The following is a 25,266-nucleotide window of genomic DNA, read 5'->3' as shown; positions in this document are numbered from 1 at the left end:
GTGTGGCCGCCCACGCGCACAGCGTCAGCCTCGCCCGTCCGCTGATCACGGTCCCTCCCCACCGCTCGCCGCGGCCCGGCCCGAACGCTCCCGGTCCGCCTGCCGCCACAGTTCGTCCAGCGAGGCGCCCGGCGGCACGCCCAGCGCCGTCCAGCCCGCCTCGCGCAGCATCCGCAGCCGCTCCCCGCGCCGGTCCGACGCGCCGGGCACATCGGCCGGTTCCCGCAGCCAGGTCCCACTGTCCAGCAGGAAGGCGAGTGCGCCTCCGCCGCGCTGCCGCATCCGGGCGAGCACCGCGGCCTGCTCCTCGTCCAGGTCGCCGAGGAAGGCGATCAGCAGCCCCTCGTTCCCGCCGCGCAGCACGTCGTAGGCGCGGGACAGGCCCTCCTCGTCGGAGTGGTCCACCACGGCGAGGGTGTCCATCATCAGCCCGGCCGCGTCCGCCGACTCCTGGTTCGCCCCCGCGAACCCGTCGGAGCCCTCGCCGGGCACCGAGGCGCCGGTGTCGGTCAGCAGCCGCACCGAGAAACCCCGCTCCAGCATGTGCACCAGCACGGAGGCCGCGCCGGACACCGCCCACTCGAACGCCGAGTCCGGTCCGGCGCCCGCGTAGGCGACGGCCCGGGTGTCGAGGAGCACCGTGCACCGGGCGCGCTGCGGCTGTTCCTCGCGGCGCACCATCAGCTCGCCGTGGCGGGCGGTGGAGCGCCAGTGCACCCGGCGCAGGTCGTCGCCGTAGCGGTAGCCGCGCGGGATCACGTCGTCCTCGCCGGCCAGCGCCAGCGCGCGCTGCCGTCCGTCGCCGTACCCCTTCGCCTCGCCGCTCAGCCGCACCGGCGGCAGCGGCTCCACGCGCGGGATCACCGTCAGCGTGTCGTACGTGGAGAAGGACCGGGTCAGCTCGCACATCCCGAACGGGTCGGACAGCCGCAGCTGCAGCGGACCCAGCGGATAGCGGCCGCGCAGATCGGAGCGGACCCGGTAGGACACCTCGCGGCGCCCGCCCGCCTCCACCCGGTCCAGCACGAACCGCGGGCGCGGGCCGAGCACGTACGGCACCCGGTCCTGGAGCATCAGCAGGCCCGTGGGCAGCCGGGAGACGTTCTCCATCCGCAGGTGCACCCGCGCCTCGGAGCCGGCGGGCACCCGGCCGGGGGAGAGCCGGCGGCTGCCGGCGACCCGGTAGCGGGTGCGGTAGAGCACGGCCGCGCACACCAGCGGCAGCACCGCCAGCAGCAGCCCGACCCGCAGCAGATCGCTCTGCCCGAGCACGTACGCGCAGATCGCGGCGGCCACACCGGCGGCCAGGAAGGAGCGCCCGCGGGTGGTGAGACCCGCCAGGGCCGTCCTGACGCCGCTCCGGTCACCCCGGTCGCCCTCCGCCTGGACCGTACCCGCGGTGGGGCCCGCGGTCGTCATCACAGCTTCCGGGGCGGCTGCTGGCCGTGGCCCGGCCCGCCGCGGCCGAGGCCGCTCTGCCGCGAGGCGTCCGCGGGCACCGGGGTGCGCTGGAGGATCTCCTGCACCACCTGTTCGGAGGTGCGGCGGTTGAGCTGGGCCTGGGCGGTGGGCAGCAGCCGGTGGGCGAGGACGGCCACGGCGAGCGCCTGCACATCGTCCGGCAGCGCGTAGTCCCGGCCGCCGAGGGCCGCCGACGCCTTCGCCGCGCGCAGCAGATGCAGGGTCGCGCGCGGTGAGGCGCCGAGTCTGAGATCGGGGTGCGTACGGGTGGCGGCGACCAGGTCCACCACGTACCGGCGGATCGGTTCGGCCACATACACGTCGCGCACCGCCTCGATCAGCTTCAGGATCTCGTGAGCGTGCGCCACCGGCTGGAGGTCCTCCAGCGGGGAGACGCCGCCGTGCACGTCCAGCATCCGCAGCTCGGCGTCCGCGCTCGGGTAGCCGACCGAGACGCGGGCCATGAAACGGTCGCGCTGGGCCTCCGGCAGCGGGTAGGTGCCCTCCATCTCGACCGGGTTCTGCGTCGCCACGACCATGAACGGGCTGGGCAGTTCGTAGGTCTTGCCGTCGATGGTGACCTGGCGCTCCTCCATCGACTCCAGCAGCGCGGACTGCGTCTTCGGCGACGCGCGGTTGATCTCGTCGCCGATCACCACCTGCGCGAAGATGGCGCCCGGCTTGAACTCGAAGTCGCGGCGCTGCTGGTCCCAGATGGGCACGCCGGTGATGTCCGAGGGCAGCAGGTCCGGCGTGAACTGGATCCGCCGCACCGAGCAGTCGATGGACCGCGCGAGTGCCTTGGCCAGCATCGTCTTGCCGACTCCCGGGACATCCTCGATGAGCAGATGTCCCTCGGCGAGCAGCACGGTCAGCGAGAGCCGTACGACCTCGGGCTTTCCCTCGATCACGCCTTCCACCGAACTCCGCACGCGCTCCACCACGGCGGTCAGATCAGTGAGGCTCGCTCGATCGTCATAGGTCGTCACCCGGCCCTCCTCGGCCCTTCCCCGCGCTCCCCAAGGAGCGGGGGACCCCAAATGTCCCGGGCCGACGCCTTGCTGTGCGGACCGGCCCACCCCGAATCACGGACACCACGCGGGAAAAGTTCCGCGTGGCACCACTCCCGCATTGTTGCCGCCGTTACCGATTCGTGTCACTCGCCTGTGGACAACTGACAGCGATATGTCAGGTCTTACGACGTCGCACGGAGCCCGGAGTCCGGGTTCTCTCCGGGGCGGGCGGCCGGGTCAGGCGGGGTCGATCTCGCGCAGCCGGCCCGACTTCACGTCGAAGACGAAGCCGCGCACGTCGTCGGTGTGCAGCAGGAACGGCGAGGTCCGCACGCGCTGCATCGACTGCCGTACGTCCTGGTCCACGTCCCGGAAGGCTTCCACGGCCCAGCCGGGACGCTGGCCCACCTCCATCTCCAGGTCGTGCCGGAACTCCTCGGTGATGGACTCCAGGCCGCAGCCGGTGTGGTGGATGAGGACCACGCTGCGGGTGCCCAGGGCGCGCTGGCTGATGGTCAGCGAGCGGATCACGTCGTCGGTGACGACACCGCCCGCGTTGCGGATGGTGTGGCAGTCGCCGAGCGACAGGCCCAGCGCGGCGTGCAGGTCGAGGCGGGCGTCCATGCAGGCCACCACGGCGACGTTCAGGACCGGGCGGGCGTCCATGCCGGGGTCGGTGAAGGCGGCCGCGTACTGCTGGTTGGCGTCGACCAGACGGTCGGTGACCGTGCCGTGGCCGGCGGTGGCGTTCTGAGGGCCGGTGGGAACCGATGCGGAAGTCGTCATACCCATGACGTTACTGGTCACCTGGGCATCGGGCCCGTTGTGAGAGGCGACAAAGAACGTCAGCGAGCCTTGGTGTGAGGTAACCCACAGGGGTGGTGTGTGCTCCCTCCCGCGGGTGATGTGTCCGATCCGCCCCTTGACCCGCCGCGCGGGCCGCGACGCGCAGGCCGGTTGATTGACCGGGCGGGACCGTGGACTAAAGTGGCGCGAAGCGGGAGGCGAGAGCGCCCGCTGCACTGACTTTCCCGGATCTCCCGGCGACGACCGGGGGATCTCCCCGCGTGCGCGGCGCGCACGTACGGCTCGGCCTCCTCCCGCCGCCGCCCGGCCTGCGCCTGACGGCGCCGGCCGCCCCTCACCGGGGAGGGCGGGAACCCGGCGGTGCGTGAGCGCCGTGCCGGACTTGAGAGGGCCACAGTGAAAGGGCGCGAAGCGCTTCCGCACGAGGGTGGTGGCGGGCGACAGGCGGGACAGGGTCGGCACGTCCCGGTGATGCTCCAGCGGTGCCTGGACCTGTTGGCGCCCGCCCTGGAGCGGCCGGGAGCGGTGGTGGTCGACTGCACCCTCGGGCTCGGCGGCCACAGCGAGGCCCTGCTCCGGCGGTTCCCCGAGGCGCGGCTCGTCGCCCTGGACCGCGACAAGGAGGCCCTGCGCCTGTCCGGTGAGCGGCTCGCGCCCTACGGCGAGCGGGCCACCCTGGTGCACGCCGTCTACGACGAGCTCCCCGACGTCCTCGACCGGCTCGGGCTCCCGCGCGTGCGGGGCGTCCTGTTCGACCTCGGGGTGTCCTCCATGCAGCTCGACGAGGCCGGCCGCGGCTTCGCCTACGCCCAGGACGCCCCCCTCGACATGCGCATGGACCAGACGACCGGCGTCAGCGCCGCCGAGGTCCTCAACACCTACCCGGCCGGCGAACTCGTCCGCATCCTGCGCGCCTACGGCGAGGAGAAGCAGGCCAAGCGCATCGTCTCCGCGATCGTGCGCGAACGCGAGAAGGAGCCGTTCACCAACAGCGCCCGCCTGGTCGAGCTGATCCGCGACGCGCTGCCGCAGGCCGCCAAGCGCACCGGCGGCAACCCGGCCAAGCGCACCTTCCAGGCCCTGCGGATCGAGGTCAACGGCGAGCTGTCGGTGCTGGAGCGGGCGGTCCCCGCGGCCGTGAAGGCCCTCGACGTCGGCGGACGGATCGCCGTGCTGTCGTACCACTCCCTGGAGGACCGGCTCGTCAAGCAGGTGTTCGCGGCCGGCGCCGCCACCACCGCCCCGCCCGGCCTCCCGGTCGTCCCCGAGCAGTACCAGCCCCGGCTCAAGCTGCTCACGCGCGGTGCCGAACTTCCCACCGAGGAGGAGATCGCCGAGAACCGGCGCGCGGCCCCCGCGCGGCTGCGCGGCGCCGAGCGGATCCGGGAGGACGTCGATTGAGGTACGGACGGTGAGGCACGGACGGCGCACGAGGCGGGTGACGGGCGGCCGGGCGGACGGGTGGGAAAAGCGAACTCAGGGGAGCGTGAGTGAGTAGGAAACCCGAACTGAAGGGGCGGCCCGAGCTGAAGGGGCGGGCGGCCCGGCTCACGCATCTCCTGCCCACCGGGCGCGCCCAGGCGGCGCGCACCCCCTTCGTCCTCCTCGTCGTCACCCTCCTCGGCGGCGGTCTGATCGGCCTCCTGGTGCTGAACTCCGCCCTCAGCGAGGGCGCGTTCCAGCTCGACGACCTCCAGCGGGAGACCAAGAACCTCACCGACGAGGAACAGGCCCTGCAGCGGGACATCGACGCCTACTCCGCCCCCGACGCCCTCCAGCGCCGCGCCCGCGAACTCGGCATGGTGCCCGGCGGCGACCCCGCCTTCCTCGGGCCCGACGGCAAGGTCAAGGGCGTACCCGGTGCCGCCTCCGCCGCCCGCGCGCCCCTGGTCCTCGCGCCCGAGGCGACGGCCACCGCGACGGTCCCGCCGCCCACCGCCTCCACGCCCTCCTCCTCATCGACCCCCGGCAGGTGACGGAAGTGTCCGACAGGGAACCGCCCCGCCGCCGGGTGCCCGGCCCCGCCAGGCCCGTCCGCCCGGCCGCCGGACAGCGTCCAGGGCCCGGCGCCCGCCCGGCCCGCAGGCCCGCGGGGCCCCGCCCCGCGCCCCCGAAGGTCATCCGGCTGGGCAGCCCCCGCCCCCGGCTGCGCCTGATCGGCGTCGTCCTGACCCTGGTCCTGCTCGCCTTCGTCGTACGCCTGTTCCAGGTGCAGGCCGTCGACGCGAGCACCTACGCCGCCAAGGCCGACCGCAACCGCTACGTCGGCCAGGTGCTGGAGGCCGAGCGCGGCGGGATCACCGACCGTCACGGCGTGGCCCTGGCGACCACCGAGGACGCGTACGACATCACGGCCGACCCCACGATGTTCGCCCCGGACGAACTGGAGATCGCCGACGGCCCCGAGCAGGCCGCCGCCCTCCTCGCGCCGATCCTCGGCCAGGACCAGGACGAGCTGGTCGAGAAGCTGCGCCCGGAGAACAAGGCCCTGCGCTACGTCAAACTGGCCGGCCGCCAGACCCCGCAGACCTGGAAGCAGATCAAGGACCTGAAGGCCGCGCTCGCCAAGAAGACCGAGACCGACGAGTCCACCGCCAACGTCCTGGCCGGCGTCTTCTCGGTGCCCACCAGCAAGCGGGTGTACCCCAACGGCGAGCTCGCCGCCGGGATACTCGGCTGGGTCAACGCCGAGGGCAAGGGCGGCGGCGGCATCGAGCTCCGGCTGAACGAGCGGCTGGCCGGCGAGGACGGCAAGATCCGCTACGCCCAGTCCGGCGGCCGTCTCGTCCCGACCGCGGGCTCCACCGAGACCCCGGCCGTGCCCGGCGACGACGTCGAGCTCACCATCGACCGCGACATCCAGTGGGCCGCGCAGAACGCCATCAGCGAGCAGGTGAAGGAGTCCGCGGCCGACCGCGGTTACGTCATCGTCCAGGACACCCGCACCGGCGAGGTCCTCGCGATGGCCAACGCGCCCGGCTTCGACCCGGGCGACCTCTCCGAGGCCGACCCGGACGCGCTCGGCAACGCGGCCGTCCAGGACGCCTTCGAACCCGGCTCCACCGCCAAGGTGCTCTCCATGGCGGCGGTCCTCGAGGAGAACGCCGCCACCCCCACCACCCACGTCGTCGTGCCCAACCGGCTGCACCGCGGCGACCGGCTCTTCAAGGACGACATCGACCACCCGACCTGGTACCTGACGCTCAACGGCGTACTCGCCAAGTCCAGCAACATCGGCACCATCCTCGCCACCGGCCAGCTCGGCAGGACCCAGGCGCAGGCCAACAAGGTCCTCTACGAGTACCTGCGCAAGTTCGGCCTCGGCAGCCACACCGGGATCGGCTTCCCCGGCGAGACCAAGGGCATCCTCGCCCCGCCGGACGAGTGGTCCACCTCGCAGCAGTACACGATTCCTTTCGGCCAGGGCGTCTCCGTGAACGCCATGCAGGCCGCGTCCGTCTACTCGACCATCGCCAACGGCGGCGTCCGCGTCGAACCCACCCTCGTACGCGGCTCCACGGGCCCCGACGGGCGCTTCACCCCCGCCCCGGAGCCCGAGAAGACCAGGGTCGTCAGCGAGAAGACGGCGAAGACGCTCGCCCGGATGCTGGAGTCGGTCGTCGACGACGAGGAGGGCACCGGCACCAAGGCGCGCATCCCGGGCTACCGGGTCGCGGGAAAGACGGGTACGGCGAACCGCGTGGATCCGGCCACCGGCAGGTACCACGGCTACACCTCGTCCTTCGCCGGTTTCGCCCCCGCCGACAAGCCCAGGATCACCGTCTACTGCGCCATCCAGAACGCCACCGAGGGCAGCTACTTCGGCGGCCAGATCTGCGGACCCGTGTACAAGCAGGTCATGGAGTTCGCCCTGAAGACCCTTCAGGTGCCGCCGACCGGCGCCGACCCCGCCGACCTCCCGGTCACCTTCAAACCCTGAACCGTACCGAGCACCGAGCCACCAGGAACCACCCCGTGACGACGATCACCCCCGACCCCGGGAACCAGGGCGGCCCCCGCCCCTCACTTAGCCCCCGAGCCGGTACGCCCGGTACGCTCACCGCCGTGCCACACGCTGATCAGTCCCAAACCGCCCAGAAGGGCCACCCCGTGACATATCCGGGACCGCCCCGTCCGGTTCAGGTCTCCGCCACACCCCTCGCGGAACTCGCCGGTCAGCTGGGTGTCCCCACGCCGGAACAGGCCGCCGACGTCACGGGCATCACCCATGACTCGCGCGCCGTCCGCCCCGGCGACCTGTACGCCGCCCTCCCGGGCGCCCGCGCCCACGGCGCCGACTTCGTCACCCAGGCCGCCGGCCTGGGCGCGGTCGCCGTGCTGACCGACCCGTCCGGCGCCGAGCGCGTCGCCGCGGCCGGACTGCCGGCGCTGGTGGTCGACGACCCGCGCGCGAGGATGGGCGAGCTGGCGGCCACCATCTACGGCCGTCCGGGCCGCGAGCTGCTCCAGCTCGGCATCACCGGCACCTCCGGCAAGACCACCACCGCCTACCTCGTCGAGGGCGGCCTGAGGACCGTCCACAACACGGGACTGATCGGCACCGTCGAGATGCGCATCGGCGACGAGCGCATCAAGTCCGAACGCACCACGCCCGAGGCCACCGACCTCCAGGCCCTGTTCGCCGTCATGCGCGAGCGCGGCACCGACGCGGTCGCCATGGAGGTCTCCAGCCACGCCCTGGTCCTCGGCCGGGTCGACGGCTGCGTCTTCGACATCGCCGTCTTCACCAACCTCAGCCCGGAACACATGGAGTTCCACTCCGACATGGAGGACTACTTCCGGGCCAAGGCGCAGCTGTTCACGCCGGAGCGCAGCCGGCTCGGCGTGGTCAACGTGGACGACGAGTACGGCCGCCGGCTCGCCAAGGAGGCCGGCGTCCCGGTCGTCACCTACTCCGCCGAGGGCCACCCCGACGCCGACTGGCGCGCCGAGGACGTCGAGGTCGGCCCGATGGACTCGACGTTCACCGTGACCGGCCCCGAGGGCGAGCGGATCGGCGCCAGGTCGCCGCTGCCGGGGCCCTTCAACGTGGCCAACACCCTCGCCGCGATCGTCGCCCTCGCCGCCGCCGGACTGGATCCGCAGGCCGCCGCCGACGGCGTCGCCGCCGTACCGGGCGTGCCGGGCCGGCTGGAGCGGGTGGACGCCGGACAGCCGTACCTCGCGGTGGTGGACTACGCCCACAAGACCGACGCCGTGGAATCGGTGCTGCGCGCCCTGCGCAAGGTCACCGAGGGCCGGGTGCACGTCGTGCTGGGCTGCGGCGGCGACCGCGACGTGACCAAGCGGATGCCCATGGGCGCCGCCGCCGCGCGGCTCGCCGACACCGCCGTACTGACCTCCGACAACCCCCGCTCCGAGGACCCCCTCGCGATCCTCGCCACCATGCTCCACGGCGCCGCCTCCGTGCCCGCCCACGAGCGCGGCGAGGTGCAGGTCTTCGAGGACCGGGCCGCCGCGATCGCCGCCGCCGTCGCACGGGCGCGGCCCGGCGACACGGTGCTGGTCGCCGGCAAGGGCCATGAGCAGGGGCAGGACATCGCCGGGGTGGTGCGTCCCTTCGACGACCGCCAGGTGCTTCGGGAAGCCATCAAGAAAACCCAGGGATGAACTTGTGATCGCCCTCTCCCTCGCCGAGATCGCAGAAGTCGTCGGCGGGCAGACGCACGACATACCGGACCCGTCCGTCCGGGTCACCGGACCGGTCGTCCGGGACTCGCGGGAGGCGGGTCCGGGCAGCCTGTTCGTCGCCTTCGCCGGCGAGCGCGTGGACGGCCACGACTTCGCGGCGCAGGTCGTCGAGGCGGGCGCGGTCGCCGTGCTCGCCTCCCGGCCCGTCGGGGTTCCCGCGATCGTCGTGGCGGACGTCCAGACGGCCCTCGGCGCCCTCGCCCGGCACGTCGTCGGCCGGCTCGGCACCACCCTCGTCGCGCTCACCGGCTCGGCCGGCAAGACCAGCACCAAGGACCTCATCGCCCAGGTGCTCCAGCGCAAGGCGCCGACGGTCTTCACCCCCGGCTCGCTCAACAACGAGATCGGCCTGCCGCTCACCGCGCTCACCGCCACCGAGGAGACGAGGTTCCTCGTGCTGGAGATGGGAGCGCGCGGAATCGGCCACATCCGGTACCTCACCGGTCTGACGCCCCCGAAGGTCGGACTGGTCCTGAACGTCGGCTCCGCCCACATCGGCGAGTTCGGCGGCCGGGAGCAGATCGCCCAGGCCAAGGGCGAGTTGGTGGAGGCCCTGCCCCCGGCCGAGGAGAGCGGTGCCGCGATCCTCAACGCGGACGACCCCCTCGTACGGGCCATGGCGTCCCGTACGAAGGCGAAGGTGATCCTTTTCGGAGAGTCCGACGAAGCGGACGTTCGGGCCGAGAACGTGCGACTCACGGACAGCGGACAGCCTTCCTTCAGGCTTCACACACCCTCCGGTGCATCCGATGTGACCATGCGCCTGTACGGTGAGCATCACGTGTCGAACGCGCTCGCCGCGGCCGCCGTCGCCCACGAGTTGGGCATGTCCGCAGACGAGATCGCCACCGCGCTCTCCGAGGCGGGCTCCCTCTCCCGCTGGCGGATGGAGGTCACCGAGCGCCCGGACGGCGTGACGGTCGTCAACGACGCCTACAACGCGAACCCCGAGTCCATGAAGGCAGCGCTGCGCGCGCTGGCGGCCATGGGCAAGGGACGCCGTACGTGGGCGGTGCTCGGCAAGATGGCCGAGCTCGGGGACGAGGCGCTCGCCGAGCACGACGCGGTCGGACGGCTCGCCGTCCGGCTCAACGTCAGCAAGCTCGTCGCGGTCGGGGGCAGGGAAGCCGCCTGGCTGCAACTGGGCGCATATAACGAGGGTTCGTGGGGTGAGGAGTCGGTGCACGTGTCCGACGCACAGGCGGCGGTCGACCTGTTGCGCAGCGAATTGCGCCCGGGGGATGTCGTACTGGTGAAGGCATCCCGTTCGGTCGGGCTCGAGAGCGTGGCGCAGGCGCTGCTCGAGACCGGTGCCGAGGGTGAGGTCTCCGCCCGATGATGAATCAGATCCTGTTCGCAGGAGTCATTGGCCTCTTCCTGACGCTGATCGGCACCCCGCTGCTGATCAAGCTGCTCGCGCGCAAGGGGTACGGGCAGTACATCCGTGACGACGGCCCGCGCGAGCACGCCAGCAAGCGCGGTACGCCGACGATGGGCGGTATCGCCTTCATCCTGGCGACGGTCGCCGCGTACTTCCTCAGCAAGGTGATCAGCGGCGAGCCGCCGAGGTACTCGGGCGTGCTGGTGCTGGGCCTGATGGTCGGCATGGGTCTGGTCGGCTTCCTGGACGACTACATCAAGATCGTCAAGCGGCGTTCGCTGGGTCTGCGGGCCAAGGCGAAGATGGCCGGCCAGCTCATCGTCGGTATCGCCTTCGCGGTGCTCTCGCTGCAGTTCGCGGACTCCCGCGGACAGACCCCGGCCTCCACGAAGCTGTCGTTCATCACGGACTTCGGCTGGACCATCGGCCCGGTGCTGTTCGTCGTCTGGGCGCTGTTCATGATCCTGGCGATGTCGAACGGCGTGAACCTGACCGACGGTCTGGACGGTCTCGCCACCGGTGCCTCGGTGCTCGTCTTCGGCGCCTACACCTTCATCGGCGTCTGGCAGTTCCAGGAGTCCTGCGCCAACGGTGAGACGCTGACCAACCCGGGCGCCTGCTACGAGGTGCGCGACCCGCTGGACCTCGCGGTCGTCGCCTCCGCGCTGATGGGTTCCTGCCTCGGCTTCCTGTGGTGGAACACCTCCCCGGCCAAGATCTTCATGGGCGACACCGGTTCGCTGGCGCTCGGCGGTGTGCTCGCGGGTCTCGCGATCTGCTCCCGCACCGAGCTGCTGCTGGCCATCCTGGGCGGTCTGTTCGTCCTCATCACCATGTCGGTGGTCATCCAGGTCGGCTCGTTCAAGCTCACCGGGAAGCGGGTCTTCCGGATGGCGCCGCTCCAGCATCACTTCGAACTCAAGGGCTGGTCCGAAGTCCTTGTGGTGGTCCGCTTCTGGATCATCCAGGGCATCTGTGTGATCGTCGGACTGGGCCTCTTCTACGCGGGATGGGCAGCGGACAAGTGACCGACTGGCAGGGGAAGAACGTCACCGTCGCCGGACTCGGCGTCTCCGGCGTCCCGGCGGCCAAGGTGCTGCACGGGCTCGGCGCGAAGGTCACCGTCGTCAACGACGGGGACGACCCGCGCGCCCGGGAGCAGGCCGCCGAACTGGAGGCGCTGGGCGTCACCGTGCGCCTGGGCGACGGCGACACCCTGCCCGAAGGCACCGAGCTGATCGTCACGGCCCCCGGCTGGAAGCCGGACAAGCCGCTGTTCGCGGCGGCGGACGCGGCCGGGGTGCCGGTGTGGGGCGACGTCGAACTCGCCTGGCGGCTCAGGAAGCCCGGTGCGGCCCCCTGGCTCGCGGTCACCGGCACCAACGGCAAGACCACGACCGTCCAGATGCTCGCCTCCATCCTGAAGGCGGCGGGCCTGCGCACCGCCGCCGTCGGCAACATCGGCGTCTCCCTCCTGGACGCCGTGCTCGGCGAGGAGCAGTACGACGTGCTCGCCGTGGAGCTGTCCAGCTACCAGCTCCACTGGGCGCCGTCCCTGCGCGCCCACTCGGCGGCCGTGCTCAACCTCGCCCCCGACCACCTCGACTGGCACGGCTCCATGGAGGCGTACGCCAGGGACAAGGGCCGTGTCTACGAGGGCAACCGCGTCGCCTGCGTCTACAACATGGCCGACAAGGCCACCGAGGACCTGGTCCGCGAGGCCGACGTAGAGGAGGGCTGCCGCGCCGTCGGCTTCACCCTGGGAACGCCCGGTCCCTCCCAACTCGGCGTCGTGGAGGGCATCCTGGTCGACCGCGCCTTCGTCGAGAACCGGCAGAAGAACGCCCAGGAACTCGCCGAGGTCTCCGACGTCACCCCGCCCGCCCCGCACAACATCGCCAACGCCCTTGCCGCGGCGGCCCTCGCGCGGGCCTACGGGGTGCCCGCGAGCGCCGTACGGGACGGCCTGCGGGCCTTCACCCCGGACGCCCACCGCATCGCGCACGTCGCCGACGTGGACGGGGTCGCGTACATCGACGACTCCAAGGCCACCAACACCCATGCCGCCGAAGCCTCGTTGGCGGCCTACGAGTCGATCGTGTGGATCGCCGGCGGGCTCGCCAAGGGCGCCACCTTCGACGAACTGGTCGCCGGCTCGGCGAAGCGGCTGCGCGGTGCCGTACTGATCGGCCGGGACCGCGCCCTGATCCGCGAAGCCCTCGCGCGACACGCCCCGGAAGTACCCGTCGTCGACCTCGACCGGACCGACACTGGGGCGATGCTCCGGGCCGTCCAGGAGGCGCGGCGGCTCGCCCGGCCCGGCGACACGGTGCTGCTGGCCCCGGCCTGCGCCTCGATGGACATGTTCGCCAACTACAACAAGCGCGGTGACGCGTTCGCACAGGCGGTGCGCGAGCTCGGCGCCTGACCCCGGCCCGCCTGGCGCCGGGCGACCTTGGGAGGGACGCGTGGGACCGTCGACGGCGTACAGCGGAGGCCAGGATGCCCGGTAGCCGTACCGGCCGCCCGCCCGTGCGGCGGGCCGTACGCGGACCCGTCGTACCCGGGCCCCCGCGCGAGAACCCCGTCCGCACCCTGGTCACCCGGGCGCGCAGGGCCTGGGACCGGCCGCTGACCGCGTACTACCTGATCCTCGGCGGCAGCGCGCTGATCACCGTGCTGGGCCTGGTGATGGTCTACTCGGCCTCCCAGATCACGGCGCTGCAGATGTCGCTGCCGGGCTCCTACTTCTTCCGCAAGCAGCTCCTGGCCGCCGCGATCGGCTGCGTACTGCTGCTGGCGGCCTCCAGGATGCCGGTGAGGCTGCACCGGGCCCTGGCCTACCCGATCCTGGCGGGCGCCGTCGTCCTGATGGTCCTGGTGCAGGTGCCGGGGATCGGGATCGCGGTCAACGGCAACCAGAACTGGATCGCCCTCGGCGGCTCCTTCCAGCTCCAGCCCAGCGAGTTCGGCAAACTCGCGCTGGTGCTGTGGGGCGCCGATCTGCTCGCCCGCAAGCAGGACAAGCGGCTGCTGTCCCAGTGGAAGCACATGCTGGTGCCACTGGTCCCGGCCGCCTTCATGCTGCTCGGGCTGATCATGCTCGGCGGCGACATGGGTACGGCGATCATCCTGACGGCGGTCCTCTTCGGCCTGCTGTGGCTGGCGGGGGCACCGACCCGGCTGTTCGTCGGCGTGCTGTCGATCGCCGCGCTGCTCGGCGCGATCCTCATCCGCACCAGCCCCAACCGCATGGCCCGGCTCACCTGCCTCGGCGCCACCGAGCCCCAGACGGGACCGGTCGACTGCTGGCAGGCGGTGCACGGGATCTACGCCCTCGCCTCCGGCGGAATTTTCGGTTCCGGACTCGGCGCGAGCGTGGAGAAATGGGGCCAACTGCCCGAAGCCCATACGGACTTCATCTTCGCCATCACCGGTGAGGAACTGGGCCTGGCGGGGACACTGTCGGTGCTCGCCCTGTTCGCGGCTCTAGGCTATGCGGGTATCCGCGTGGCCGGACGCACGGAGGACCCCTTCGTCAGGTATGCCGCGGGAGGCGTGACCACCTGGATCACGGCCCAGGCCGTGATCAACATCGGTGCGGTGCTCGGTCTGCTGCCGATCGCCGGAGTCCCGCTCCCGCTGTTCTCCTACGGAGGATCCGCCCTGCTGCCGACCATGTTCGCCATCGGGCTGCTGATCGCCTTCGCGCGTGAGGACCCCGCTGCACGGATGGCGCTTGCCATGCGGCAACCCCGCTTTGGTAGAAAGCGGAACGGGGGTTCACAGCGGCCCCGCAGATGGAACACGATGCGACGGCGCGCCCCGGTGGCGCGTTCGTCCGGAGAGCGGTGAATTTCGGTGCATGTCGTACTCGCCGGCGGAGGAACCGCGGGCCACATCGAGCCCGCGCTCGCCCTCGCGGACGCCCTGCGCAGGCAGGATCCGACCGTGGGCATCACGGCCCTGGGCACGGAACGCGGCCTGGAGACCCGTCTCGTACCCGAGCGCGGGTACGAACTGGCGCTGATCCCCGCCGTACCGCTGCCGCGCAAGCCCACCCCCGAGCTGATCACCGTTCCGGGCCGGCTGCGCGGCACCATCAAGGCGGCCGAGCAGATCCTGGAGCGCACCAAGGCGGACGCCGTGGTCGGCTTCGGCGGCTACGTCGCCCTGCCCGGCTACCTCGCGGCCAAGCGGCTCGGTGTGCCGATCGTGATCCACGAGGCCAACGCCCGGCCCGGACTGGCCAACAAGATCGGCTCCCGGTACGCCGCCCAGGTCGCCGTCTCCACGCCCGACAGCAAGCTGCGGGGCGCCCGTTACATCGGCATCCCGCTGCGCCGCTCCATCTCCACCCTGGACCGGGCCGCCGTACGCCCCGAGGCCCGCGCCGCGTTCGGCCTCGACCCCAATCTGCCCACCCTGCTGGTCTCCGGCGGCTCACAGGGCGCCCGCCGGCTCAACGAGGTGGTCCAGCAGGTCGCTCCGTGGCTCCAGCAGGCCGGGATCCAGATCCTGCACGCGGTCGGCCCGAAGAACGAACTGCCGCAGGTGCACCAGATGCCGGGCATGCCCCCCTACATCCCGGTAAGTTACCTGGACCGGATGGACCTCGCGTACGCCGCGGCCGACATGATGCTCTGCCGCGCGGGCGCGATGACCGTCGCCGAGCTCTCCGCCGTCGGGCTCCCGGCCGCCTACGTCCCGCTGCCCATCGGCAACGGCGAACAGCGGCTCAACGCCCAGCCGGTGGTCAAGGCCGGCGGCGGACTGCTGGTCGACGACGCGGAGCTGACGCCCGAGTGGGTGCAGCAGAACGTCCTGCCCGTGCTCGCCGACCCGCACCGGCTGTACGAGATGTCCCGCGCCGCCGCCGAGTTCGGCCGCCGGGACGCCGACGACCTGCTCGTCGGCATGGTGTACGAGGCGATCGCCGCCCGTGCGCACCGCTAGAGGCGTATGACGGAAGGCAGGCAGCCATGGCCGGATCGACCACCGCCGAGCGTGGTGAACGCAAGCGGGAGTCGTCCGGCCCGCCGCCGCCCGTCCGGCGGTTCGGGCGACGGCAGGTTCGTCGGATCATCGCATCGGCCGTCGTCCTGGTGTTCCTCGGCAGCGGGACGTTCTGGCTGCTGTACGGGTCGGACCTGGTGCGCGTGGAGCGCGTGACGGTGTCGGGGACCCGGGTCCTGACCCCGGCGGAGGTGCGCGAGGCCGCCGACGTCCCCCTCGGGGAACAACTGGTCTCCGTCGACACCGACGTGATCGAGGCGCGGCTTTCCGAGGCGTTGCCCCGGATCGACACGGTTGACGTGGTCCGTTCCTGGCCGAGCGGGATCTCGCTGAAAGTGACGGAACGCACCGCTGTCCTCCTCGTCCACAAAGGCGGGAAATACATCGAAGTGGACGAGGAAGGTGTCCGGTTCGCCACGGTTTCCAAGGATCCCGGAGGGGTACCCGCGCTGAAGATGACCGTTTCCGGGAACGGTTCCGCGGCGGCGAGTCTGCGTCGCTTCGACGAGGACCGGCTGACCCGGGAGGCGGTGCGGGTGGCCGGCGCGATCCCGGCCTCCGTGGCGCACGCCACCCGCAGCGTCAAGGTCCGTTCCTATGACGACATCTCGCTGGAACTGGCGGACGGCCGTACGGTCGACTGGGGAAGCAGTGAGAAGGGTGCCGAGAAGGGCCGTATCCTCACCGCACTGATGAAAGCGGAGCCCGGCGCGCGGCACTTCGACGTCAGCGTGCCCACGGCCCCGGCGTCAGCGGGGAGTTGACGCACATCAGCGCAGGCCAGCACCCTGGTTGGGCAGCGCTACGGCTGATCACATAGGGTGAAAAGAAAAACGGGAGGTTCGGCGTGTTCGTTGAACGGGCGCCGCTTGTCGACTTAGTGTCCTGTTCAGAAGACTCCAGGGAACGGACACACTGGTAACCCTAAACTTCAACGTTAGGGTTCGGGTCGGCGCTACGGACCGTCCCATTCGGCATCAGTCGTCGGGTCGCGGGGGCATCAGTGCTCCAGCGGTCGGGCGACACGTAACTCGAGGCGAGAGGCCTTCGACGTGGCAGCACCGCAGAACTACCTCGCAGTCATCAAAGTCATCGGTGTCGGCGGCGGTGGTGTCAATGCCATCAACCGGATGATCGAGGTCGGTCTCAAGGGCGTCGAGTTCATCGCCATCAACACCGACGCGCAAGCCCTGTTGATGAGCGACGCCGACGTCAAGCTCGACGTGGGCCGTGAACTCACCCGCGGACTCGGCGCCGGAGCCAACCCGGCCGTCGGCCGCAAGGCCGCGGAGGACCACCGTGAGGAGATCGAGGAGGTCCTCAAGGGGGCCGACATGGTCTTCGTGACGGCCGGCGAGGGCGGCGGCACCGGCACCGGCGGCGCGCCCGTCGTGGCCAACATCGCCCGCTCGCTCGGTGCCCTCACCATCGGCGTGGTCACGCGCCCGTTCACCTTCGAGGGACGGCGTCGCGCGAACCAGGCCGAGGACGGCATCGCCGAGCTCCGCGAAGAGGTCGACACCCTCATCGTGATCCCGAACGACCGGCTGCTGTCCATCTCGGACCGTCAGGTGTCGGTTCTCGACGCCTTCAAGTCGGCGGACCAGGTGCTGCTCTCCGGTGTCCAGGGCATCACCGACCTCATCACCACCCCCGGCCTGATCAACCTGGACTTCGCCGACGTCAAGTCGGTCATGTCCGAGGCCGGTTCGGCCCTCATGGGCATCGGCTCGGCCCGCGGCGACGACCGCGCGGTGGCCGCCGCCGAGATGGCCATCTCCTCGCCGCTCCTCGAAGCCTCCATCGACGGCGCCCGCGGTGTGCTGCTCTCCATCTCCGGCGGCTCCGACCTCGGTCTGTTCGAGATCAACGAGGCCGCCCAGCTGGTCAGCGAGGCCGCCCACCCCGAGGCCAACATCATCTTCGGCGCGGTGATCGACGACGCCCTCGGCGACGAGGTCCGGGTCACCGTGATCGCGGCCGGCTTCGACGGCGGCCAGCCGCCCGCCAAGCGGGACAACGTCCTCGGCTCGTCCTCGGCCAAGCGCGAGGAGCCCGCCCCGGCGCGGCAGCCGGAGAGCCGCCCGTCCTTCGGCTCGCTCGGCAGCGTCACGCCGAAGGAGGACCCGGAGCCGCCGGCGCCGGAGCCGGTGCGCGACATCCCGGTCGTCCAGCCGCCGGTCCCGCCGTCGCGGACCTACGACAGCCCGGTCGAGGAACTGGACGTACCGGACTTCCTGAAGTGACAGGACGGCGCGAGAGCGTGAGCGGCGCGCACTTCGCCTTCACCGACCGGTGGGGCGGGGTGAGCGCCGCTCCGTACGAGGAGCTCAACCTCGGCGGGGCGGTCGGCGACGACCCCGGCGCCGTACGCGTCAACCGCGAACTGGCCGCCAAGTCGCTCGGCGTGGACCCGGCCCGGGTGGTCTGGATGAACCAGGTGCACGGGGCCGACGTGGTCGTGGCCGACGAGCCCTGGGGCGACCGTCCGGTGCCCGAGGTCGACGCGGTCGTCACCGCGCGGCGCGGACTGGCCCTCGCGGTGCTCACCGCCGACTGCGTGCCGGTCCTGCTCGCCGACCCGGCCGCCGGTGTCGTGGCCGCGGCCCACGCGGGCCGGCCCGGCATGATCGCCGGGGTCGTCCCCGCCGCCGTACGGGCCATGGCGGAACTCGGCGCCGACCCCGCGCGGATCGTCGCCCGCACCGGACCCGCCGTCTGCGGCCGGTGCTACGAGGTGCCGGAGGCGATGCGCGACGAGGTGGCCGCCGTCGAACCGGCGGCGCACGCCACCACGAGCCGGGGAACACCGGCGGTCGACGTGGCCGCGGGCGTGCACGCGCAGCTCGAACGGCTCGGGGTGCGCGACCGGGAGCAGTCGCCGGTGTGCACGCTGGAGTCGGCTGATCACTTCTCGTACCGCCGCGACCGCACCACCGGGCGGCTCGCGGGCTACGTGTGGCTGGACTGATGGGACATGACGGACCGTAGGGACGAACTCGCCGCGAACCTGGCGAAAGTGGAAGAGCGGATCTCCGCGGCGTGCGCCGCCGCCGGACGCGGGCGGGACGAGGTGACCCTGATCGTGGTCACCAAGACCTACCCCGCGGACGATGTGCGGATCCTGTCCGGACTCGGGGTGCGTCATGTGGCCGAGAACCGGGACCAGGACGCCGCCCCCAAGGCGGCCGAATGCGCGGATCTGCCCCTTACCTGGCACTTCGTCGGTCAACTTCAGACCAACAAGGTGCGTTCTGTGGTGGGTTACGCCGATTTCGTGCAGTCCGTCGACCGTTCCCGGTTGGTGACGGCCCTCTCCGGAGAGGCCGTACGGGCCGGGCGTGAGATCGGCTGCCTGATCCAGGTGGCGCTCGACGCCGACGCGAGCGGCCGGGGGGAGCGCGGAGGTGTGGCGCCCGCCGGTGTCGCGGAGTTGGCCGACCTGGTCGCGCGGTCCGAGGGGCTGCGGCTCGGCGGACTGATGACCGTCGCCCCGCTCGCCGGGGAGTACGCGGGACGCGAACAGGCGGCCTTCGAGCGGCTGATGGATTTGTCGACCGACCTGCGCCGGACCCATCCGACTGCGAACATGGTCTCGGCAGGGATGAGTGCGGACCTCGAACAGGCCGTGGCCGCCGGAGCGACACATGTGCGCGTCGGCAGTGCGGTACTCGGAGTCCGCCCCGGGCTCGGGTAACGTCGCCAAGAAGTCGGACCACAGCAGAAAATATGGTCAGTTCCGCCGAACAGCGGACGTAAAGACCCAGTGGATCGCGGGCACTCGGCGGTCGTCAGCGGATCCACCACAGAGCGGAGGACTAGGAGCATGGCCGGCGCGATGCGCAAGATGGCGGTCTACCTCGGCCTCGTGGAGGACGATGGGTACGACGGCCGCGGATTCGACCCAGACGACGACTTCGAACCCGAACTCGACCCGGAGCCCGAGCGGGACCACCGGCGGCACGAGCCGTCCCACCAGCCCCACGTCTCACACCAGTCCCAAAGGGACGAAGAGGTACGAGTCGTCCATCCTCCCGCGCCGCGCGAACCGATCGCCCGGTCCGCTTCGCTGCCCGCGGAATCGCCGCGCCCGGCGCGGATCGCGCCCGTGGCATCCATCACACAAGAACGCGCCAGCCTGGAGAAGAACGCACCGGTGATCATGCCCAAGGTCGTGTCGGAACGAGAGCCTTACCGGATCACCACGCTTCACCCCCGGACCTACAACGAGGCCCGTACCATCGGGGAACACTTCCGTGAGGGCACGCCGGTGATCATGAACTTGACCGAGATGGACGACACGGACGCGAAGCGACTTGTCGACTTCGCGGCCGGTTTGGTGTTTGGTCTTCACGGCAGCATCGAGCGGGTGACGCAGAAGGTGTTCTTGTTGTCGCCTGCTAACGTCGATGTCACGGCGGAGGACAAGGCCCGCATCGCAGAGGGCGGGTTCTTCAACCAGAGCTGAGACGCAGGACCGGATCAAGAGCGGTACAGGGGAGAGGGAAAAGCAGGCCATGAGCGTGTTCGCGCAGGTGATCTACATCGCGCTGATGGTGTTCCTCATCGTGCTGATCTTCCGTTTGGTCATGGATTACGTGTTCCAGTTCGCCCGCTCATGGCAACCCGGCAAGGCGATGGTGGTCGTCCTGGAGGCCACTTACACTGTCACCGATCCACCGCTGAAGCTTCTGCGGCGGTTCATCCCGCCGCTGCGTCTCGGGGGCGTGGCGCTAGACCTGTCCTTCTTCGTACTGATGATCATCGTCTACATCCTGATCTCAATCGTGGGCAATCTCGCGAGGTGACTGTGGACGATACGGTCTTGCCGACTGCCGATGACTACGTTGAGGTGAAGAGATGCCGTTGACCCCCGAGGACGTGCGGAACAAGCAGTTCACGACCGTCCGCCTCCGAGAAGGCTATGACGAGGACGAGGTCGATGCCTTCCTCGACGAGGTCGAAGCCGAACTGACGCGCCTGCTCCGCGAGAACGAGGACCTGCGCGCCAAACTGGCCGCGGCCACGCGCGCCGCCGCCCAGAACCAGCAGAACATGCGCAAGCCTCCTGAGCCTCAGGACCAGCAGCAGCAACAGCAGGGACCGCCCCAGGGCATGCCCCAGCAGGGCATGCGAGGTCCCGGCGCTCCGGTGCCCGCCGGCATATCGGGCCCGCCGCAGCAGCAGATGGGTGGCCCCATGGGTGGTCCGCCCCAGCTGCCGAGCGGTGCTCCTCAGCTGCCCGCCGGCCCCGGCGGACAGGGCGGCCCGCAGGGTCCCGGCCCCATGGGTCAGGGTCCCGGGCCGATGGGTCAGGGTCCTGGACCGATGGGTCAGGGTCCCGGCCCGATGGGCCAGGGCGGTCCGATGGGCCAGGGCGGCCCGATGCAGGGGCAGATGGGCCACGGCGGCCCGATGGGCGGTCCCATGGGCGGTCCCGGTATGCCCGGTCAGGGCGGCCCGGGTATGCCCGGTCAGGGTGGCCCCGGTGGCGACAGCGCCGCGCGCGTCCTGTCGCTGGCCCAGCAGACCGCGGACCAGGCGATCGCGGAGGCCCGTTCCGAGGCCAACAAGATCGTGGGCGAGGCGCGTTCGCGTGCCGAGGGTCTCGAGCGGGACGCCCGTGCCAAGGCGGACGCCCTGGAGCGGGACGCGCAGGAGAAGCACCGCGTCGCGATGGGCTCCCTGGAGTCCGCCCGCGCCACGCTGGAGCGCAAGGTCGAGGACCTGCGCGGCTTCGAGCGCGAATACCGCACGCGGCTGAAGTCCTACCTGGAGTCGCAGCTGCGCCAGCTGGAGACCCAGGCGGACGACTCGCTCGCCCCGCCGCGTCAGCCCGCCGGCTCCGCGCCGTCGCTGCCGCCGTCCCCGGCGCCCTCGATGGCCCCCGCCGGTGCGCCGTCCTACGGCGGCAACCAGACGATGGGTGGCCCTCCCGGCGGTCAGGGCGGCCCGTCCTACGGTGGCGGTCAGCAGCAGATGCAGCCGGCGATGACCCAGCCGATGGCGCCGGTACGTCCGCAGGGCCCGTCGCCGATGGGCCAGGCTCCCTCGCCGATGCGCGGCTTCCTGATCGACGAGGACGACAACTGACGGCCTCCCGGCCATGAGTACGGCGTAGCAGTCGGCAGCGTTCAGGGCGGGGCCCGGGTTCATGAACCCGGGCCCCGCCTCTTCGCTACGCTTGTTCACGCTGGTGTGCGGTGTTTGTTCTGGCCTGGGTGACATGTCCGACGTGCGCGACGCCGAAGGCCGGGGCCCACCAAGAATCTTGGTGGGCCCCGGCCTTAGGCGTGCGCGCCTTCCCGTCTGCGGGGACAGGCGGCCAGGCGCCCGCGGATCGTGTGTGGCTGATCGCGCAGTTCCCCGCGCCCCTCAGGGCGCGGGGCTCACCGGCGCTTTACGCCTTGCGCAGGCGGAACGTCAGCGACAATCCCTCGTCGGCGAACGGGACACCGTAGGTGTCATCCGCCTCCCCCTGAGCGAAGTCGGTGGCGAGGACCTCCTCCGCGATCAGTCCCGCATGTTCCGCCAGCGCGGCGACCGTTGCCGGTTCCGTCGCCGTCCAGCGCAGGGCGATCCGGTCGGCCACGTCGAGGCCGCTGTTCTTGCGGGCCTCCTGGATCAGCCGGATCGCGTCCCGCGCGAGTCCCGCGCGGCGCAGCTCCTCGGTGATCTCCAGGTCGAGGGCGACCGTGGCACCGGCGTCGGACGCCACCGACCAGCCCTCGCGCGGGGTCTCCGTGATGATCACCTCGTCCGGGGCCAGGGTGATCGTCTCGCCGTCGACCTCCACCGAGGCCGTGCCCTCGCGCAGCGCCAGGGAGAGCGCGGCGGCGTCCGCGTTCGCGACCGCCTTGGCCACGTCCTGGACCCGCTTGCCGAACCGCTTGCCCAGCGCACGGAAGTTGGCCTTCGCCGTGGTGTCCACCAGCGAGCCGCCCACCTCGGACAGCGACGCCAGCGACTCGACGTTCAGCTCCTCCGTGATCTGCGTGTGCAGCTCGGGGCCGAGGGCGCCGAAGCCGCCCGCCGCGATCAGCGCGCGCTTCAGCGGCTGGCGGGTCTTCACGCCCGACTCCGCGCGGGTGGCCCGGCCCAGCTCCACGAGCCGGCGCACCAGCACCATCTGCTTCGACAGCTCCGGGTCGATCACGGACAGGTCCGCCTCCGGCCACGCGGACAGGTGCACCGACTCCGGGGCGCCCGGGGTGACCGGGGCGATCAGGTCCTGCCAGACCCGCTCGGTGATGAACGGGGTCAGCGGGGCCATCAGCTTGGTGACCGTCTCCACGACCTCGTGCAGCGTGCGCAGCGCGGCCTTGTCGCCCTGCCAGAAGCGGCGCCGGGAGCGGCGGACGTACCAGTTGGACAGGTCGTCGACGAACGCGGAGAGCAGCTTGCCGGCGCGCTGGGTGTCGTACCCCTCCAGCGCCTGGGTCACCTGGTCGGTGAGCGCGTGCAGTTCGGAGAGCAGCCAGCGGTCCAGGACCGGGCGGTCGGCCGGGGCCGGGTCCGCCGCCGACGGCGCCCAGTTCGACGTACGGGCGTACAGGGCCTGGAAGGCGACCGTGTTCCAGTACGTCAGCAGCGTCTTGCGGACGACCTCCTGGATGGTGCCGTGGCCCACCCGGCGGGCCGCCCAGGGGGAACCGCCGGCCGCCATGAACCAGCGGACCGCGTCGGCGCCGTGCTGGTCCATCAACGGGATCGGCTGCAGGATGTTGCCCAGGTGCTTGGACATCTTGCGGCCGTCCTCGGCGAGGATGTGGCCGAGGCAGACGACGTTCTCGTACGACGACTTGTCGAAGACCAGGGTGCCGATCGCCATCAGCGTGTAGAACCAGCCGCGGGTCTGGTCGATGGCCTCGCTGATGAACTGCGCCGGGTAGCGGGCCTCGAACAGCTCCTTGTTCTTGTACGGGTAGCCCCACTGCGCGAACGGCATGGAGCCCGAGTCGTACCAGGCGTCGATGACCTCCGGCACGCGCGTGGCCGTCTTGCCGCAGCCGCCCTGCGCGCACGCGAAGGTGACCTCGTCGATGTACGGGCGGTGCGGGTCGAGGCCCGACTGGTCGGTGCCGGTCAGCTCGGTGAGCTCCGCGCGGGAGCCGACGACCGTGAGGTGGTCGTCCTCGCAGCGCCAGATCGGCAGCGGGGTGCCCCAGTAGCGGTTGCGGGAGAGCGCCCAGTCGATGTTGTTGTTCAGCCAGTCGCCGTAGCGGCCGTTCTTGACCGTGTCCGGGAACCAGTTGGTGTTCTCGTTCTCCTGGAGCAGCCGGTCCTTGATGGCGGTGGTGCGGATGTACCAGGACGGCTGCGCGTAGTAGAGCAGCGCGGTGTGGCAGCGCCAGCAGTGCGGGTAGCTGTGCTCGTACGGGATGTGCTTGAAGAGCAGGCCGCGCTCGTCGAGGTCGGCGGTGAGCTTCTCGTCGGCCTTCTTGAAGAAGACGCCGCCGACCAGCGGGACGCCCTCCTCGAAGGTGCCGTCGGGGCGGACCGGGTTGACCACGGGCAGGCCGTAGGAGCGGCAGACCTTGAGGTCGTCCTCACCGAAGGCGGGGGACTGGTGGACGAGGCCGGTGCCGTCCTCGGTGGTGACGTAGTCGGCGTTCACCACGTAGTGGGCTGGCTCCGGGAAGTCCACCAGCTCGAAGGGGCGCCGGTACGTCCAGCGCTCCATCTCGGCGCCGGTGAAGGACCGGCCGGTGGCCTCCCAGCCCTCGCCGAGGGCCTTGGCGAGCAGCGGCTCGGCGACGACCAGCTTCTCCTCGCCGTTCGTGGCGACGACGTAGGTGACCTCGGGGTGGGCGGCGACGGCCGTGTTGGAGACCAGGGTCCACGGGGTCGTGGTCCAGACGACCAGCGAGGCCTCGCCGGCCAGCGGTCCCGAGGTGAGCGGGAAGCGGACGTAGACGGACGGGTCGACGACCGTCTCGTAGCCCTGAGCCAGCTCGTGGTCGGACAGGCCGGTGCCGCAGCGCGGGCACCAGGGGGCGACGCGGTGGTCCTGGACCAGCAGGCCCTTGTTGAAGATCTCCTTCAGCGACCACCAGACGGACTCGACGTACTCCGGGTCCATGGTGCGGTAGGCGTCGTCGAGGTCGACCCAGTAGCCCATGCGGGTCGTCAGCTCGGTGAAGGCGTCGGTGTGCCGGGTCACCGACTCGCGGCACCTGGCGTTGAACTCGGCGATGCCGTACGCCTCGATGTCCTGCTTGCCGGAGAAGCCGAGCTCCTTCTCGACGGCCAGCTCCACCGGGAGGCCGTGGCAGTCCCAGCCGGCCTTGCGGGCCACGTGGTAACCGCGCATGGTGCGGAAGCGGGGAAAGACGTCCTTGAAGACGCGGGCCTCGATGTGGTGGGCGCCGGGCATGCCGTTGGCGGTGGGCGGGCCCTCGTAGAACACCCATTCGGGGCGTCCCTCGGACTGCTCCAGGCTCTTGGCGAAGATCTTCTGTTCGCGCCAGAACTCGAGCACCGCGTGCTCGAGGGCGGGCAGGTCGACCTGGGCGGGTACCTGGCGGTACGTCGGCGTTGTCATCAGCGGGCTTCCTCCGGCGGACTTGCTGCCTTCCGTCCGGAGGGACGAGAGCTGTGTCGATCCCTGCGCCGCCGTCGGCGCGCTCCCGCGGTACCACCCTCCTTGGCCCCCCGGTGCGTCGTGTGCTCCGGTGAGCCCCCTCATTGGGGTCGCGATGCCGGTTCTACCGCCCCGTACAGGGGTTTCCTCCGGCGGCTCCGGGGTGATCTTCACGTCGCGCTCGCCCCCGGGCTCACACCGTCCCCGGGTCGCTCTGGGCTGCGTACGCCGCTACTCGTCCCCATCCACGCTTTTCGCTCCGCCCAGTGTACGGCGCGGCGGGGACAGCGGCC

20 protein-coding genes are annotated in these 25,266 nt (G+C 71.3%); 16 read left to right on the top strand and 4 right to left on the bottom strand.

Annotated elements, in window-relative coordinates:
- Positions 1-45: 45 nt before the first annotated feature.
- The 3 genes from ACIA6T_RS02575 to ACIA6T_RS02565 form a co-directional block, all read right to left on the bottom strand.
- Positions 46-1,419: a DUF58 domain-containing protein gene (locus ACIA6T_RS02575; RefSeq protein WP_399444707.1), complete on the bottom strand. Its 1,374-nt coding sequence runs from the start codon at positions 1,417-1,419 to the stop codon at positions 46-48.
- Complete coding sequence (locus tag ACIA6T_RS02570; protein WP_399444706.1) at positions 1,419-2,450, bottom strand: AAA family ATPase; 1,032 nt, start codon at positions 2,448-2,450, stop codon at positions 1,419-1,421. Before ACIA6T_RS02570 ends, ACIA6T_RS02575 begins: the two co-directional genes overlap by 1 nt.
- A gap of 261 nt (positions 2,451-2,711) precedes the next feature.
- A complete protein-coding gene (locus ACIA6T_RS02565) occupies positions 2,712-3,260 on the bottom strand; it encodes a beta-class carbonic anhydrase (protein WP_399444705.1) in 549 nt (182 codons plus the stop codon).
- 489 nt (positions 3,261-3,749) lie between these two features.
- Between ACIA6T_RS02565 and rsmH the strand changes: the two genes are divergently transcribed.
- The 16 genes from rsmH to ACIA6T_RS02485 all read left to right on the top strand — a co-directional run bounded on the left by rsmH (position 3,750) and on the right by ACIA6T_RS02485 (position 21,483).
- Positions 3,750-4,682, top strand: a complete 933-nt coding sequence (gene rsmH / locus ACIA6T_RS02560) for a 16S rRNA (cytosine(1402)-N(4))-methyltransferase RsmH (protein ID WP_399444704.1) — start codon at positions 3,750-3,752, stop codon at positions 4,680-4,682.
- A gap of 89 nt (positions 4,683-4,771) precedes the next feature.
- Positions 4,772-5,257 (top strand): septum formation initiator family protein, encoded by a 486-nt coding sequence (locus ACIA6T_RS02555; RefSeq protein WP_399444703.1) that lies wholly within the window; start codon positions 4,772-4,774, stop codon positions 5,255-5,257.
- Positions 5,258-5,262: 5 nt separating this feature from the next.
- Positions 5,263-7,221, top strand: coding sequence for a peptidoglycan D,D-transpeptidase FtsI family protein (locus ACIA6T_RS02550; protein WP_399444702.1), 1,959 nt, complete (start codon positions 5,263-5,265; stop codon positions 7,219-7,221).
- Between the two features lie 170 nt (positions 7,222-7,391).
- Complete coding sequence (locus ACIA6T_RS02545) at positions 7,392-8,912, top strand: UDP-N-acetylmuramoyl-L-alanyl-D-glutamate--2,6-diaminopimelate ligase (RefSeq protein WP_399444701.1); 1,521 nt, start codon at positions 7,392-7,394, stop codon at positions 8,910-8,912.
- Positions 8,913-8,916: 4 nt separating this feature from the next.
- Positions 8,917-10,332 carry a UDP-N-acetylmuramoyl-tripeptide--D-alanyl-D-alanine ligase gene (gene murF, locus ACIA6T_RS02540; protein WP_399444700.1) on the top strand — a complete coding sequence of 472 codons (1,416 nt, stop codon included), beginning with the start codon at positions 8,917-8,919 and terminating at the stop codon, positions 10,330-10,332.
- Complete coding sequence (gene mraY / locus ACIA6T_RS02535; protein WP_030820598.1) at positions 10,329-11,402, top strand: phospho-N-acetylmuramoyl-pentapeptide-transferase; 1,074 nt, start codon at positions 10,329-10,331, stop codon at positions 11,400-11,402. Before murF ends, mraY begins: the two co-directional genes overlap by 4 nt.
- On the top strand, positions 11,384-12,802 hold the full coding sequence (murD, locus tag ACIA6T_RS02530) for a UDP-N-acetylmuramoyl-L-alanine--D-glutamate ligase (RefSeq protein WP_399444699.1): 1,419 nt from the start codon (positions 11,384-11,386) through the stop codon (positions 12,800-12,802). Before mraY ends, murD begins: the two co-directional genes overlap by 19 nt.
- A gap of 74 nt (positions 12,803-12,876) precedes the next feature.
- The gene (ftsW, locus tag ACIA6T_RS02525; RefSeq protein ID WP_399444698.1) at positions 12,877-14,229 is read left to right on the top strand and encodes a putative lipid II flippase FtsW; all 1,353 of its coding nucleotides are present in this window, start codon (positions 12,877-12,879) and stop codon (positions 14,227-14,229) included.
- A gap of 6 nt (positions 14,230-14,235) precedes the next feature.
- The gene (gene murG / locus ACIA6T_RS02520) at positions 14,236-15,330 is read left to right on the top strand and encodes an undecaprenyldiphospho-muramoylpentapeptide beta-N-acetylglucosaminyltransferase (RefSeq protein ID WP_385058311.1); all 1,095 of its coding nucleotides are present in this window, start codon (positions 14,236-14,238) and stop codon (positions 15,328-15,330) included.
- A gap of 26 nt (positions 15,331-15,356) precedes the next feature.
- Positions 15,357-16,154 carry a cell division protein FtsQ/DivIB gene (locus tag ACIA6T_RS02515; protein ID WP_399444697.1) on the top strand — a complete coding sequence of 266 codons (798 nt, stop codon included), beginning with the start codon at positions 15,357-15,359 and terminating at the stop codon, positions 16,152-16,154.
- Between the two features lie 288 nt (positions 16,155-16,442).
- Positions 16,443-17,636: a cell division protein FtsZ gene (ftsZ, locus tag ACIA6T_RS02510; protein WP_385058308.1), complete on the top strand. Its 1,194-nt coding sequence runs from the start codon at positions 16,443-16,445 to the stop codon at positions 17,634-17,636.
- A gap of 17 nt (positions 17,637-17,653) precedes the next feature.
- Positions 17,654-18,361 (top strand): peptidoglycan editing factor PgeF, encoded by a 708-nt coding sequence (gene pgeF / locus ACIA6T_RS02505; RefSeq protein ID WP_399444696.1) that lies wholly within the window; start codon positions 17,654-17,656, stop codon positions 18,359-18,361.
- A gap of 6 nt (positions 18,362-18,367) precedes the next feature.
- A complete protein-coding gene (locus tag ACIA6T_RS02500) occupies positions 18,368-19,087 on the top strand; it encodes a YggS family pyridoxal phosphate-dependent enzyme (protein WP_399444695.1) in 720 nt (239 codons plus the stop codon).
- A gap of 129 nt (positions 19,088-19,216) precedes the next feature.
- The gene (locus tag ACIA6T_RS02495; protein WP_371236711.1) at positions 19,217-19,858 is read left to right on the top strand and encodes a cell division protein SepF; all 642 of its coding nucleotides are present in this window, start codon (positions 19,217-19,219) and stop codon (positions 19,856-19,858) included.
- Between the two features lie 49 nt (positions 19,859-19,907).
- Positions 19,908-20,198, top strand: a complete 291-nt coding sequence (locus ACIA6T_RS02490) for a YggT family protein (RefSeq protein ID WP_004932337.1) — start codon at positions 19,908-19,910, stop codon at positions 20,196-20,198.
- A gap of 52 nt (positions 20,199-20,250) precedes the next feature.
- The gene (locus ACIA6T_RS02485; protein ID WP_399444694.1) at positions 20,251-21,483 is read left to right on the top strand and encodes a DivIVA domain-containing protein; all 1,233 of its coding nucleotides are present in this window, start codon (positions 20,251-20,253) and stop codon (positions 21,481-21,483) included.
- A 307-nt stretch (positions 21,484-21,790) separates the two neighbouring features.
- On the opposite strand, the gene ileS is transcribed toward ACIA6T_RS02485, so the two are convergent.
- Entirely contained in the window at positions 21,791-24,934 is a 3,144-nt protein-coding gene (gene ileS / locus ACIA6T_RS02480; protein ID WP_399444693.1) for an isoleucine--tRNA ligase, read from the bottom strand.
- Between the last annotated feature and the right edge of the window lie 332 nt (positions 24,935-25,266).

The sequence above is a fragment of the Streptomyces sp. NPDC051740 genome (assembly GCF_044453165.1).
GTDB classification, from domain to species: Bacteria; Actinomycetota; Actinomycetes; order Streptomycetales; family Streptomycetaceae; genus Streptomyces; species Streptomyces atrovirens.
The sequence above is the reverse complement of the archived record's forward strand: the minus strand, read 5'-3'. Positions and strand labels throughout refer to the sequence as shown.

Bases quoted from the DNA above. Each gene is read 5' to 3' on its own strand.
- ACIA6T_RS02575 (WP_399444707.1), bottom strand. From the start codon at position 1,419: ATGACGACCGCGGGCCCCACCGCGGGTACGGTCCAGGCGGAGGGCGAC.
- ACIA6T_RS02565 (WP_399444705.1), bottom strand. From the start codon at position 3,260: ATGACGACTTCCGCATCGGTTCCCACCGGCCCTCAGAACGCCACCGCC.
- mraY (WP_030820598.1), top strand. From the start codon at position 10,329: ATGATGAATCAGATCCTGTTCGCAGGAGTCATTGGCCTCTTCCTGACG.
- murD (WP_399444699.1), top strand. From the start codon at position 11,384: ATGGGCAGCGGACAAGTGACCGACTGGCAGGGGAAGAACGTCACCGTC.
- ftsW (WP_399444698.1), top strand. From the start codon at position 12,877: ATGCCCGGTAGCCGTACCGGCCGCCCGCCCGTGCGGCGGGCCGTACGC.
- ACIA6T_RS02515 (WP_399444697.1), top strand. From the start codon at position 15,357: ATGGCCGGATCGACCACCGCCGAGCGTGGTGAACGCAAGCGGGAGTCG.
- ACIA6T_RS02500 (WP_399444695.1), top strand. From the start codon at position 18,368: ATGACGGACCGTAGGGACGAACTCGCCGCGAACCTGGCGAAAGTGGAA.
- ACIA6T_RS02495 (WP_371236711.1), top strand. From the start codon at position 19,217: ATGGCCGGCGCGATGCGCAAGATGGCGGTCTACCTCGGCCTCGTGGAG.
- ACIA6T_RS02490 (WP_004932337.1), top strand. From the start codon at position 19,908: ATGAGCGTGTTCGCGCAGGTGATCTACATCGCGCTGATGGTGTTCCTC.
- ACIA6T_RS02485 (WP_399444694.1), top strand. From the start codon at position 20,251: ATGCCGTTGACCCCCGAGGACGTGCGGAACAAGCAGTTCACGACCGTC.
- ileS (WP_399444693.1), bottom strand. From the start codon at position 24,934: ATGACAACGCCGACGTACCGCCAGGTACCCGCCCAGGTCGACCTGCCC.